The organism is Komagataeibacter europaeus LMG 18890 (genome assembly GCF_000285295.1).
Classification (GTDB): domain Bacteria; phylum Pseudomonadota; class Alphaproteobacteria; order Acetobacterales; family Acetobacteraceae; genus Komagataeibacter; species Komagataeibacter europaeus.
This window is the reverse complement of the sequence record NZ_CADP01000017.1, coordinates 38,074-51,727: the sequence shown is the minus strand read 5'-3', so window position 1 is coordinate 51,727 and position 13,654 is coordinate 38,074. Positions and strand designations below refer to the sequence as shown.

Here is a 13,654-nt window from a genome sequence, read left to right as displayed (position 1 = left end):
CCCGCGTCATAGCCCGAAAGCCCGCCGCTTTCCGTAGTTTTCACCGACTGGCTGTCAATCACGCCCGCGCTCGGGGAGGCTTCACGCCCCTCGATCTCGCGCAGGCTCATGACCAGCACCGTATTCATGACCTCGAACAGCCCAGTATCACGCCAGGCGTAGAAATAGCGCCTGACAGTCGAGACCGGCGGAAAGCATTTCGGCAGCAGGCGCCACGCGCACCCGGCCGAGGCTATGTAGAGCATCGCATTGACCACCTCGCGCATATCCGTCGTGCGAGGGCGACCGCCCCGTTTCGCAGGGGGCACAAATGGCATGATCAAAGCCCATTCCCCGTCCATCATATCCGATGGATATCGCAGTCCTTCCCGGCTATGTTCACGTCGGGCAATACCAGTCCATGTCACCATTCACTCCATCTCTTCGTAAAGACGGATGAATCACAACAGGCTGGTATTGTTCAAAAACTTTCGGATCAGGCTCTAAGGAAGGAAAACAACTTAGTACAGTTAGCATTCTAACATACTGTCATTACAAAAAAAACGTTCCATTTATTCCAAAATGTATCAGATCTGCTTTTAATTTAATGCCAGATACGCAATCCGCTCATGGCAAACAATCATCGGATCCATGCCACGACATCACCTGGTTCCTATCGACTCCATCGATCCTCATGGCTGATATAGATGCCACGGATCTCGTTAGCCTCGTATTCCCCAAGGGTTATGCTATGTCGAATGTAAAAATTACGATAATTTTCGCTTACATGCGGATGTAGGCACAGATTGAACGCAAACAGGTTCACCCCACCCAACAGCGCAATCAGCAGCAGACGTAACCAGTTCTGCCGTATCGTATGCAGGGCATAATTCATTTCAGCCTAAAAAAGCAGGTTGCTGTCGCGAAACCATAGAATGGTCATCGCCAGCAGGACAACGGCAAAAAATGCAATCAACGCATTGCGCGCCATTGGCCGCATATCCATCATACATGCATATACAATCATGAAAAAAAAGGGATTGGCCATGATGATACGATGGATGGACAAAATGCTTGAAGAAAAGGCCACCATGAACGTGGTCAGCAGAACCGTTGCTTCAAGATAGAACTTTCTTTTAAATCCTTCGTAAATCACGATCATGTCAAAGACTGTCGCCACAACCAGATTGACATGTTTCCTGTGTTCCAAACTGTACCATATCCAGTAACCCGGAATATGAAACGCCCGGTGCCAGGCTATCTGTATGTGGGAAAATGCCAGGCCATCCCCTATCAGGTGATACAGATAAATCATAAACAGCGATATGCCGCTTCCCCCGGCCATGACCAGCAAAGCGCCGTTCATGGCCGGAGCAACCAATCCCTGCAGGCGCGCCCTCGTCCCGCGACCCGCCAATCGTTGCCAGGATGTGAACAAATAGAATACAGCACATATCAGAACGCATAATATGCCGGTCGGTCGGGTCAGGCACAAAAGTAGCGCGCATAAGGATGCCGTGTAAAAACGGTTATTTAGAATCGCCCATGCCATACCCACAAGGAAAAGGCCGAATATACATTCGGTGTATTGTATCCTGAACCACAGCGTAGCCGGAAACGTAAAGAAAAACAGAAAATATAGTCTGTAACTGACCGGTCCCCATTTTCTGTTCTGGTACAGGTAGCACAGCCATGCCAGAACCGGCAGCAGGACGGCGTTCAACGCAATGCCGACATCGGGTGCGGAAAACCCTGTCAGATCCCGCAAGGCAAGCAGGGCGAGGGGAAAAACCGGAAAGAAAGCCCAGTTTGCCTGCCCCAGCCACCACGGGGCAAGAGACGGGACAGAATCATACCCATGGGCCACAATACGCATATAAGCATCAGCACAATCCCACCGGCATGAGGCAACAGCTATCCCGCCATAAGAACGTGCAAGCCAGGCCATGCAGCCCAGGACAGCAACATGCACGAAGAGAAGAAATGCCCATAACCTGATTTTCATCTATATCTCGGTTAAATCGTCCGCCATGCCAAAATAACGGAAGGGAAAGGCCGCCATAAACAGGCAACCGGAATTACGTATCAATGCCCGGGTTTCAGGGACAAAAGCTTTTTATTTCTTCTTTTCCCATTCAAACAGGGCATTACACGGCAGAACTCTTTGCCGGTTATATACAAGAAGCGATAATTCCTCATCTACCGGCACGACCTGATCGGGCGTTCCCAGGTTTTTTATGACGCTGGCCTGACTGAGATGCTCGTCATTCTGGGGAGATTGAAGATAAGCCAGAAAGAATATCCGTTCGCTGCCCTGCAGGCTCCGGGGAAGGTACCAATCCCGCTGGCTCAGCCAGGGACGGACCTCCAGGGCACAGGTTCCCGGCGGCAGGGAAGACACATCCGTATTGACCGTGATGGCACGCAGCCTTACCGCCCCGCCACTGACGAAAGTCGTGAGCAAGCCATGCCAGTAATCCGTGTACCCCTGTGTAAGGTGCTGCTGGCGCAGGATCGCCACCAGTGGCCGGACATCAAGCTGATGGCCGACCTGGTACGGATCAATATCCTCCTGATCCGGCCGGGGATACCATGTCAGTAGACAGGCCAGTAATGAACATACGATCGCACCCAGAAAAACACCGCTTGTCCCCTTCACCTTTCCCGAACGGGCGTAGACGATGGGCATGAACAACAGGACCGGCAGGAAATAGCGGATAATGTCTTCACCAGGGATATAGAAATTCAGTGTGGACGCCGCGACGGCGTCCATGATCAACCCAAGAACCAGAATATCCGAAACCGGATCATCCCCGGAAAAAGACCTGCTCTGCCGTATTTCACCCAGTCGGGTGCGGGCATAGCGCCAAACATAGACGGTGATGAACGCAAACGGCAGTAGACGTACCATATCCGTCAGGGCGTTATGATTGGCGTGTCCCGCAATCGTTCTGCCCCAGAAATTGACGCCAAACAGATCAAGAACGGACATGAGGGAAAACAGCAGGTGCTGGGGCAAGTCCGGTAACGGCTGGAAATGCGCCAGGGCATGAAGGGAATGAAACCCCCCTTCCATGCGGATACCTGCCTTGATCGCCATGGCGACCACACCGGCCAGCACCAGCAGCACGAAACAGCGCACTCCACCTGCGGGATTACTCCCTGTCCAGACCCGCCATAGGCTGACAAGACACGCGGGCATGACAAAACAGCATACAGCGAACGGATCACTGATAAAAATTATGCCAGCAAGCCCAAACAGGCAGGATTGCGCGCCTTTTCCGCCTGTCCCGTCCAGTACCCGCCCTGCTGCCATAATGCCCAGAAGCGCTACGAACATCGTGCCAATGTGATAGGGCGTATAGGTAATAAACGCGAGCGCTGCCTGTTCATATAGCGGCACGACGGCAATAAAGGCCATGACCGGCAGCAGGCATAACCAAGACTGGCTGCGCGTTCCTCCCTTTGCCAGGCAACATGCGACAGCCACAATGCCACCCCACCACAAGGCTGGCAGAACATGCAGCACCGTCACGGGAGCAGGTATGACCGTGAGCAGGACCGCCATGCCCAGCAGGTCGATCAGCCAGAAGTTATCGGGAGAATTAACCCATCCTTTGAGAAGGATGTTTCCCCGGACCATATCCTGCGCTTCAAACAGGGCATTGGCCTGATCCGAGTCCGGCAAAAATCGCAGACCAAAATGATAACACAGGACGCTGCCCAACAACGACAAAAAGAATATCAGTACAAGAGAAATATATTTTCCGCCCATGCGCATATTTATCGTGCCTGTTTTGAAATGCTTTTAACATTATCGAATAAACGAAATATTTTAAGACCTTCTTTCCGGACATCCCGTTCCTCAACAACGGGAACCGCCGTAACGGCATGCCAGCCTCTAATCATGGGCCGCATGGGTACGTGCTTCATACCGGTTCACAGCCTGTGCGAACTGCGCATAATCCGGTGGCATGCTGCATTGGGGCCTTATACGAAACAGGCAGAACTCCCGTCGGCAGGTGATAGCCGTATCCTCGGGTGGCGCGGACCATGTTTTGCCATATGTGACAAGATAGTTGTACCGACCATCCAGCGCCGCCAGGGAAGCCACGTCATTGGCAAAATAAAGGGGCACATCATGACGGCTGAAATATGAATACCCCCCCGTGTGGGACCATTCCCCCCGGATAGGTAATGCCAGCCCGCAGATATCAGCCTGCCCTGCCGCAATCTGCTGCAGATGGATCAGGGCATTGCTGGTACGCATATGGGTAAGGGACTGGACCTGCACAAAGCCCAGCAGCGGTATCATCACAGCCCCAAGCATCATCCTGCGCCCAGGCCAGGGAAGCGGGTCCTGATTGACCCACCTGCTGAACGCAACCGTCGCCACCACCATTACCAACGGAATGGCACCGTAAATGAAGGACGGTTCCTTATGCCCGATCAGGGAATGAGACAGGATGACCGTAACCGCTACCATGCTCGGCATAGGGAACTGTCTGCACCCATATACGAAAAAGGCCGCAACAACCAGAAAGCCGACCTGCCAGCGGAGCATAAGGTCAACAATATAGAAATAGAATGGCGCCGTCCCATAAGTAGCGGCAATATTCTGTCCTATATTGGCATGCACGTTCCGCAAAACCGACCTGAACAACATACCGGAGGTCCTGAGGTCAACCAAGCCATAACCCAGGACAGGCAGAGCAAAACCCAGGGCCATGAATACGACCCTGCCTGGCGTACGCTTGCACCACCATGTCATCCATGCCAGCGCCAACAGGTTGCCCCCCAGCACTTCAGTCGTTGTGCGGGATGCACCCAGCACCAGGTCAGGCCACAACGCTCCCATCAAGGCACAGGCAACCAGGCCGAACCGTCCAGCCGCAATGCGACCCAGCCCCATGAAGGCGACGACAACCCCAAGGGAAAGGGCGCAGATCAGGCCCTGTATCCATAACGGTGAGTGGCCCAGTCCAAGGACATCGGTTACAGACCATATGCCTGCAATCAGATCAGGAAAGGCCCAGTTCCGGATACCTACCTGCCACTCCCATGTCGTCACACCATGACCCGTCAGCAGGCGATGGGCAGGCTCGAGCGCCTGAAAGATTTCATCTGCCCGCAGGGCGGCAGGATAGAAATATGGGATGGCCAGCCGGTACAAAAACGCGATGACAAGAACGGCCGGTACAAAAAATGACGGGCGCGCGGCCGTTTTCATCATTTTCATGCCCTCCGGAACGGCATGAGAAAAAGACATTCCCCCATCACAACGCATCAGGCGACATGCGCCATGGTCCTTCCTGATCTACGCTGACGGCAACCTGTCCTGACAAAAGGCCTCTGGGCGGCCGGGACTTCAGATTCCATATCCCACGTCGCAAACGGGTAGCAGGCAGATAAAGACGGACAGCGCCCCATTTTTACGGAGAAACAGTAGGTGAAAGAACCCGTTTCTTCCGCTTAAGCATATGGCGGACAATCATATGCATGAACTGAAACAGGATCTTCCGATCCATCTTGCTTTCACCGACATGGCGCGTACGAAAGACAAAAGGCAATTCAGCCACACGTGGCGTAGCCTGCTGGACCAGCAGCATATCAAGCAGGATTTTGAACCCCGTCCCTGACAGGTCACCTACGGATCTGACAAACAGATCACGCCTTACAGCAAAAAAGCCGCTCATCGGGTCGGTGACACGCACCGGCAGGCAGAACTGCGCCAGCCGAATACCGGCATTGGACAGGAACAGCCGCCAGCGGCTGGCAAGGCCACTGTTATCGCCCCCTTCAACATGCCGGCTGCCGACCGCCACATCATATCCCTCGCGGACTATGGTATCCATCATCGGTTCCAACAGCCGCTCGTCATGCTGCATGTCGCCATCCATCACGGCCACTACGGTAGCAGAGGATGCAAGCACACCTTCGATTACCGCCGAGGACAGTCCCCGCCGCCCGACACGCAGGATACCCCGCACCCGGCTGTCAGTCTGCGCAAGCTGCCATACTACGTCTATGGTGCCATCGGGCGAGTTATCATCAACAAAAATCAGTTCCCAATCATAATGGGTCACCGCGGCGACAACCGCCTTGTACAATGGTTCTACATTGTCGCGTTCATTATAGCAGGGAATGATAATGCTCAGCACGGGACCAGGTCGAAGCATGGCGGTATCATTTACAGGCTTCAACACGGTCTTGGAAGTCACTGGCATAATCAATGAAGCATCCCGAAGTTCATGGGGGGATTCAGATACGGCCAGACGGGCCGCGGCACGAAGTGGAATGATGGGATAGAACATTTAGTCTATCGCTGCAATATCGCCACCCTGCATGGTACAAACAGAAACAGGCCGGTTACCATCTGACAACCGGCCTGTCCAAATCTGGTCGGAGTGAGAGGATTCGAACCTCCGGCCCCTGCGTCCCGAACACAGTGCTCTACCAGGCTGAGCTACACTCCGTTGCAGGCGGCTATACAGGGCCGCTGCATTTAAGGCAAGGGGATAGGTGAAAGATTTACAGCGTGCTCACCCTGTCGCGTGCATCCGCCTGCACCGGCAGGGCCGCCAGCGCCGTCATCAATGTCGCGACATCGGGTACCACCGCGAACAGGTTCCGCGCGGAGGGAGAGGCAAATCCATCCGCGATACAGGCATCCACCATGGCCAGCAGCGGATCGGCCCAGCCCGCCACGTTGACGATATAGATCGGCTTGTCATGCTGGCGCAGCTGCCGCCATGTCATGATCTCGATCGTCTCGTCAAAGGTGCCAAGGCCACCGGGCATCACCACAAAGACATCGGACAGCGCGAACATGCGCGCCTTGCGGTCATGCATGCTGTCGGTCACGGTCAGGTCGGTCACACCTTCGTGCATGATCTCACGCGAATGCAGGAAGGCGGGAATGATTCCCGTCACCGCCCCGCCCGCGGCCAGAACAGCATCCGCCACGGTGCCCATCAGGCCCACATGCCCCCCGCCATAGACCAGCCTGATTCCGGCCTGCCCCAGCGACGTACCCAGCGCGCGTGACTGCGCCGCGTATTCCGGCCGGGAGCCGAAACGTGATCCACAAAAAACGGCAACAGATGAAATCTGCATCTATCCAGCTCAGCTCCCCACAGGACTATCGGCCCGCCACGCCGTTCAGCGCGGCAGGAATTTCAACACAATGGTTACACCCACACCCGCCAGCGTGAACAGGGCGGACACCAGAAACAGTGCCCCATACCCCATTGTCTGGATCACCAGCCCCAGCAGCGGACCGGACAGGCCCACGGCAATATCCAGGAACACGGAAAACGCCCCGAGTGCTGCCCCCCGGTTTTCCGGCCCCACGCGGGCCACCGCCAGCACGCCCATGGCCGGAAACACGAGCGAGAACCCCGCCCCCGTCAATGCTGCACCCAATGCCGCGCCCCCGACCGTGGAACACTGCCACAATACGCACAAGCCCAGCGTTTCCACCAGCAGCGACACGAATGTGACAACCAGCCCGCCCCGCCGGTCGATCTGCCGAGCGAACAGGAACCGCATGAGCACGAATGTCAGGCCGAATCCGGTCAGCGCAGTTGCGGCCCCGCTCCAGTTGTTATGGGCATAGAACAGCGCAAGACAGGCTGAAATCGTCCCGAACCCCACGGACCCGCAGGCCAGCACCATCCCATGGGGCAGCACGCGCCTGAAGACGGCATGGAACGGCATGGGCGGCGCCTTGCTGGGTACGGGCGGCACGGGGGCATACTGCCGCGCCAGCACGAACCCGAACAGGGTCAGCCCCGCCGACAGCAGTCCCACAACCGTAAGGCCCCCATATGGCAGCGGCAGCCCCGACAGGATCTGCCCGATGGGCGCACCAAGGGCTATGCCGCCGTACGACGTCACACCATTCCACGATATGACCTGCGCCGTGCGCCCTGCCCCGACGCGCCCGATGTTCCACATGATGGCGCCGGTCGCCGTCCAGCTTTCCCCGACCCCCAGCAGGATACGGCTGGCAATCAGCAGGACCACGGACAGGACCGCGAAATGCAGCAGAAGCCCTGACAGCATGAGCGCCGCCCCGGACAGGGTGCAGACCGCAAGGCCAACCACCACCGTGGGCTTCGCCCCACGGCGATCCGCCTGCCGCCCGGCACCCGCGCGGGAAGCAAAGGTGGCAAGGTACTGCACGGACACCGCAAGCCCTGCAAGCACCGTGTTGTATCCAAGTACCTGATGCACAAAGACCGGGATGACCGCCATCGGCAGGCCAATATCAATGTAACACAGAAGGTTGAACAGCACGACGGGCAGTATCCGCCGTGTAGGAGACCCCGATGCAGCCTGCGGCCCGGTCATGATACGCATAAACTCCGTAATGAAAAACAAGCGCCCCGATCAAACGCGGATACCAGCAATACCGTCCGCCCCACAAAATCATTGTGGAGCAAATGCACCATAGGGCTTATGGAAAAACCTGAAAAAACCAACCCATGGCCATTCGTTCCCGCACGACTGCCCTGTGCGGGATGCATGCAGGCATGATCTGGAAGGATTCAGGACCCCATGACACAGCCCCCCAAACCGGATGCTGGTGGCTATACAACCGTTTCCACCCGCACCGCCTATGAAAACCCATGGACCCGCGTGCGCGAGGACATCATCATCCGTCCCGGCGGCAGGCAGGGGCTGTATGGCGTGGTGGAACGGGGGGATTTTGTCGTGATCCTGCCGCTATGGGACGACCCGGGCGGTCCCCGCGTCACACTGATCCGCCAGTACCGCTATCCCATCGGCAAACGGATGTGGGAACTGCCCATGGGCATGTGGGAACACCGTCCCGATGCGACGCCTGAAGAAGTGGCGCGGGGGGAACTGCGTGAGGAAACCGGCCTGATCGCCGGACGGATGCGCAATGCGGGCCTGCTGTATCAGGGGGCGGGCTACACCACCCAGAAAGGCCGGGCCTACCTGGCCACCGGCCTGCAGCAGGGCCCGCACGAGCGTGAGGAAACGGAGGAGGACATCACCACCCACATCGTCACGCTGAAGGAAATGGAAGCCATGATCGTGGACGGGCGCATCACCTGCATGGTCACGATCGCGGCATTCGGCCTGATCCGCGCGCAGGGCTGGATCTGACCGGCCGCAACGCCACCGCCGCGCCCGTCAGGCGCGGCGCAGTGGCGCCAGATAACGTTCCAGATTGACGCGCAGCGGCATGAGATAGGTATTGCCCCCCGCCTGCGCCACCGTGTCCATCATCTGGCGTGCAAAGGCAATGTTGGCGTCCAGTGTCGGATCGAAATCATGGGGGAAAATGACGTGATTCGTCGTTTCCCAGTATGAACGTGACTTGGGGCCAATCACGGGGGAAATACCCCAGAACACGTTTTCCCCATGCAGCCAGTTCATGCACAGGTCCAGCATGCGCATATCAAAAATGGGCTGGGTGAAGAACCCCGCCGCGCCGGCTTCCTTCTTGCGCGCGATGGACTCCATTTCCTTGTACGGTGCACGGCGGTACGGATCGAACGCGGCATAGACCGTAAGATGCGGCGCCTCACGCCGGTAGCGGGCGATCACACTCTCGCTGGTATTGGGATAGGTGCGGTGCTTCAGGTCCGATGGCGGATCGCCCTTGACCACCAGTACCTCATGCAGGTCCGGGTCATTCACACCCGGCAGTGGCGCGTCCGGCGCAATGTCGATGGCGCGGATATGGGGAACAACGCGGGGGAAAACCGGGCGGATCAGGGCAGCCGCCTCCCAGCTGCGCAGGGGAAAGCGCAGCAGGTCGGGAATATTGATCATCTGCGCATCAGGAAACAGCCGGCTGACATCCCCCGCATCGCGCAGCAGCGTTTCCCGGTCACGCGGGATCAGTTCAACGGAAATCAGCGTCATGTGTTTTCTCCTGTCTGCGGCGGGGCGTTCAGCCCGCCCGTCCTTCCACCAGTGTCCGGGCCGCATCAAGGGTGTTGCGCAGCAGGCAGGCAATCGTCATGGGACCGACCCCGCCGGGCACGGGCGTAATCAGGCCCGCGCGTTTTACGGCTTCATCAAACTTCACATCCCCCACCAGCCGCGTCTTGCCACTGGGCAGCGCGACACGGGAAATGCCGACATCGATCACCGTGGCCCCCGGCTTGATCCAGTCGCCACGCACCAGTTCGCGCACACCCGTCGCCACCACCACGATATCGGCCTGCCGGGCAAGGGATGCGGTATCACGCGTGTCGATATGGGCCACGGTCACGGTACAGCCCTCACGCAGCAGCAGTTCCGCCATGGGACGGCCGACAAGGTTGGACGCCCCGATCACCAGCGCGTCCTTGCCACGCATGTCGCCCACATAATGACGCAGCAGCAGCAGGCAGCCCAGCGGTGTGCAGGGCACGATGCCCGGCAGCCCCAGCGCCAGCCGTCCGGCATTGACCACGCCCAGGCCGTCCACGTCCTTTTCGGGAATGATCGCGTTGGTGACCGCCACCGGGTCCAGCCCGTTGGGCAGCGGCAGCTGCACCAGGATCCCATGGATTTCGGGATCGACATTCAGCCGTTCGATCAGGCCCAGCAGTTCCTTCTGCGATGTCGTGGCGGGCAGCATGTGCATGAACGACCGCATGCCCGCGCGATGGGTCTGCAGCGCCTTGTTGCGCACGTACACCTCGCTGGCGGGATCATTGCCTACCAGCACCACCGCAAGGCCGGGGGTAATGTGATGCCGGTCATAAAAGGCGCTGACATCGGCCGCGATATCCTGCGTCATGCGGGCCGCGAAGCCCTTGCCGTCAATCAGGCGCGCGGCATGGGGTTCCTGCGTATCGGATACTGCTGGACCGGTCATCATCCCTCCGGAAACGAACATGGCGATGGCAGCAGATAAGGCAAGAAACCATGGCGCGACAATCATCACCCGCCGTTTTTCTGGCTCATGCGGTAAAAAAACCGGCTTTTTCGCCTTTCGCGCACGAAAAAGACCGGGACATTACTGCCCCGGCCCGCGCCGCCATCGAATGATGGGGGATGATGTTACTGGTCGTCTTCGTCGGTGCTGGTCGTATCGGAATCATCGCTGTTGGGGCTGACCGCCACAAAGACGCTCTGCCCGTTACGCACGACCCGCAGCAGGACGGAATGATTGGCCTGCAGGGCCTGACGGATGGCGGAAACCGTGGCGCGCGGGTTTTCCACCGGCACCTCGCCCACGGACTGGATGACGTCGCCCGCATGGATCCCGGCCTGCTCGGCGGCTGAACCGGCCTGCACGTCACTGACCACCACGCCACGCACGTTTTCCTCCAGCCCAAGCTGCTGGCGCAGGTCAGGCGTCAGGGGCGCCAGCGTCACACCCAGCTTCGGTCCCTTGTCCGCATCATGGGTGGTGTCGCCAACCGTGCCATCGGCCGTGCCCCCCTTGCCCAGGCTGGAAATCTGGACACTGGCGGTCTGCGGCTTGTTGTTGCGCAGGTAGGCAATCGTGGCCTTGGTGCCGGGCACGATGCTCGCCACCTTGACCGCAAGCGTATGCGGCGTGTCGATGGGCTGGCCATTCAGGGTGGTCACGACATCCCCTGCCTTCAGCCCCGCCTTTTCCGCCTGGCTGCCAGAACTGACACTGGCCACCAGCGCGCCAGTCGCCGGTGCGCCGGAAGGCGACGGCTTCATGCCCAGCGCACTGGCCATGGACGGCGTGATCGCCTGCGCCGTGACACCCAGATAACCACGGGTGACGTGACCGGTCTTTTCAAGCTGGTCGACAATATTCTTCACGGTATCGGACGGGATGGCGAATCCGATCCCGATCGACCCGCCAGAGGGCGACAGGATGGCGGTATTCACGCCCACCACCTTGCCATCCTGCGTGAACAGCGGGCCGCCGGAATTGCCGCGGTTGATCGGGGCATCCACCTGGATGAAGGAATCATACGGACCATCGCCGATGTCACGCCCACGGGCCGAGACGATGCCGGCCGTCACCGTCCCGCCAAGACCGTAGGGATTGCCCACGGCGACGACCCATTCACCCGGTTCGACCTTGTCCGAATCCCCCAGTTCGATGAAACGCAGCTTGCCCGATGGCGAGACCTTGAGAAGGGCTATATCCGTCTTGGAATCACGACCCACGATCTTGGCGGGCAGCGCCGTGCCGTCATCCAGCGTCACGGTAACCTTGGTCGCACCCTTCACCACATGGTTGTTGGTCACGACATACCCGTCGGGCGAGATGACAAAGCCCGACCCACGGGCTTCAACGGTATGATGGGCCTGCTGCGGCATCATCTGGAAGGGAAAGGGAAACGGGAAGCCGCCGGGCATGCCGCCCTGGCCGCCGTCCTCGCCGGTATCCGCGTCCTTGATCCGCGCCGTGATGGACACAACGGCGGGTTTGACCTGTTTGACGAGGTTGACGAAATTCGGCAGCTGCTGGATCTGGGTGTCAGGGTGGATCACCCCGCTGTCTTCCGCCCGCGCAAGAGGCGCCGAGAGCAGGCAGCCCCCCGCTACAGTACTGGCCACAAGCGCCGCCAGCAGCCGGCTACGGTACCGGCGGGAGGAAAGGGTGTTCGACCGCAATACGTCTGACATGGCATCCCTGAACATGGTTGTCCTGCTGAAATCTCGAAACGACGGACGGGACCGACCGCCGGGGCTTACAGTCCCATTGCCTGCATTGTGCCGCAAGACAGCCGACCCGTGTTATACCGTTGCATGACAAATAGGTTAGGCACGCAGGCGCTGGAAAAAATCCCGTAGCAGCCGACCCGCCTCACGTTCGCGCACGCCGCCCACGGTTTCGGGGCGATGCAGGCAGCGTGGCTGCGCGAACAGGCGCGGGCCATGTTCAACACCACCGCCCTTCTGGTCATAGGCCCCGAACACGATCTTCCCTACCCGGAAATGCGTGGCCGCGGCCGCGCACATCGGGCACGGTTCCAGCGTGACATACAGCGTGCAGTCCGCCAGACGCTGTCCGCCACGCTGCACGCTTGCCGCGCGCATGACCTGCATTTCCGCATGGGCGGACGGATCGCCCCATTCCTCCACCCGGTTGCCCGCGCGCGCCAGCAGCATCCCGTCCGGCCCCGACAGGGCGGCGCCCACCGGGACCTCGCCACGCCCGGCGGCCGCACGGGCTTCCGCCATCGCGATATCCATGAAATACGCAGGCGCGGGACGTGTCATGCCCATACGATAGCCCCCCCCCCCTTTACCCGCAAGGCCAGCCGACCGCACCGTACAATTGTCCATGACCGGCCATTTTTTTATGGATTGGCACAACTACAACCTGACAGTATCGTTTCACACAGGCATGGTGGGGAATGAAACCCTGCCGGCACCATGGCAGATTGCAACAGGCCGATCCCGTCCCGGATCATACGCCCATCCGGGTGTGGATGACCTTACTGGGAGTAAGGTGATGCATACGCTCACGCTTGTTCTTGCCACTGCCGCCATCGTGGCGGGGATGGCCGCGTCAGACGACCTGCGCCGCGCACCGCAGGCCAACGAGACCTGTGTCCTGACCTGCCTGCTGCGATCAGCCCCACGCTGACAACCCGCTTTTCCATGCCGGAAACCGGTCCGGCATGGATTTCCCCCTGCATGGAAAATAACAAAAGCCCCTGGGTACCGCTTTTTTTCAAAAAGGCCGTGTTTTCCAGGCTTCGTGACT

The 13,654-nt window shown here is 58.9% G+C and carries 12 protein-coding genes, 1 tRNA gene and 1 pseudogene; 2 read left to right on the top strand and 12 right to left on the bottom strand.

The annotated features are described in order from the left end of the window. The 8 genes and pseudogenes from GEU01_RS07925 to GEU01_RS07885 form a co-directional block, all read right to left on the bottom strand. Positions 1–410 (bottom strand): annotated as a pseudogene (locus tag GEU01_RS07925) (IS5-like element IS1031A family transposase); the annotation flags it as partial. 470 nt (positions 411–880) lie between these two features. Continuing rightward, positions 881–1,984, bottom strand: a complete 1,104-nt coding sequence (locus GEU01_RS07915; protein WP_026018588.1) for a hypothetical protein — start codon at positions 1,982–1,984, stop codon at positions 881–883. A 111-nt stretch (positions 1,985–2,095) separates the two neighbouring features. Beyond that, on the bottom strand, positions 2,096–3,667 hold the full coding sequence (locus GEU01_RS07910) for a hypothetical protein (RefSeq protein WP_232272453.1): 1,572 nt from the start codon (positions 3,665–3,667) through the stop codon (positions 2,096–2,098). Between the two features lie 213 nt (positions 3,668–3,880). Continuing rightward, positions 3,881–5,212, bottom strand: a complete 1,332-nt coding sequence (locus tag GEU01_RS07905; RefSeq protein WP_232272452.1) for a glycosyltransferase family protein — start codon at positions 5,210–5,212, stop codon at positions 3,881–3,883. Between the two features lie 199 nt (positions 5,213–5,411). After that, the gene (locus GEU01_RS07900) at positions 5,412–6,293 is read right to left on the bottom strand and encodes a polyprenol monophosphomannose synthase (RefSeq protein ID WP_019085639.1); all 882 of its coding nucleotides are present in this window, start codon (positions 6,291–6,293) and stop codon (positions 5,412–5,414) included. Between the two features lie 85 nt (positions 6,294–6,378). Further along, positions 6,379–6,455: transfer RNA gene (locus GEU01_RS07895), tRNA-Pro, on the bottom strand. 55 nt (positions 6,456–6,510) lie between these two features. Beyond that, entirely contained in the window at positions 6,511–7,095 is a 585-nt protein-coding gene (locus GEU01_RS07890) for an LOG family protein (protein WP_019085638.1), read from the bottom strand. 45 nt (positions 7,096–7,140) lie between these two features. Then, positions 7,141–8,343, bottom strand: a complete 1,203-nt coding sequence (locus GEU01_RS07885) for an MFS transporter (protein WP_010508559.1) — start codon at positions 8,341–8,343, stop codon at positions 7,141–7,143. 198 nt (positions 8,344–8,541) lie between these two features. Between GEU01_RS07885 and GEU01_RS07880 the strand changes: the two genes are divergently transcribed. Beyond that, positions 8,542–9,117, top strand: a complete 576-nt coding sequence (locus tag GEU01_RS07880; RefSeq protein WP_019085637.1) for an NUDIX domain-containing protein — start codon at positions 8,542–8,544, stop codon at positions 9,115–9,117. A 27-nt stretch (positions 9,118–9,144) separates the two neighbouring features. Here the strand turns inward: GEU01_RS07880 and GEU01_RS07875 are convergent, their stop codons facing one another. The 4 genes from GEU01_RS07875 to GEU01_RS07860 all read right to left on the bottom strand — a co-directional run bounded on the left by GEU01_RS07875 (position 9,145) and on the right by GEU01_RS07860 (position 13,170). Beyond that, the gene (locus GEU01_RS07875) at positions 9,145–9,882 is read right to left on the bottom strand and encodes a methylenetetrahydrofolate reductase (protein ID WP_019085636.1); all 738 of its coding nucleotides are present in this window, start codon (positions 9,880–9,882) and stop codon (positions 9,145–9,147) included. Between the two features lie 28 nt (positions 9,883–9,910). Next, positions 9,911–10,825 (bottom strand): bifunctional methylenetetrahydrofolate dehydrogenase/methenyltetrahydrofolate cyclohydrolase FolD, encoded by a 915-nt coding sequence (folD, locus tag GEU01_RS07870; RefSeq protein ID WP_026018587.1) that lies wholly within the window; start codon positions 10,823–10,825, stop codon positions 9,911–9,913. Between the two features lie 185 nt (positions 10,826–11,010). Next, on the bottom strand, positions 11,011–12,582 hold the full coding sequence (locus GEU01_RS07865) for a trypsin-like peptidase domain-containing protein (RefSeq protein ID WP_019085634.1): 1,572 nt from the start codon (positions 12,580–12,582) through the stop codon (positions 11,011–11,013). A 120-nt stretch (positions 12,583–12,702) separates the two neighbouring features. Then, positions 12,703–13,170, bottom strand: a complete 468-nt coding sequence (locus tag GEU01_RS07860) for a nucleoside deaminase (RefSeq protein WP_019085633.1) — start codon at positions 13,168–13,170, stop codon at positions 12,703–12,705. Between the two features lie 229 nt (positions 13,171–13,399). Here GEU01_RS07860 and GEU01_RS27295 point away from each other — a divergent pair, with 229 nt between their 5' ends. Further along, positions 13,400–13,534 (top strand): hypothetical protein, encoded by a 135-nt coding sequence (locus tag GEU01_RS27295; protein WP_259369020.1) that lies wholly within the window; start codon positions 13,400–13,402, stop codon positions 13,532–13,534. The last annotated feature ends 120 nt before the right edge of the window (positions 13,535–13,654 follow it).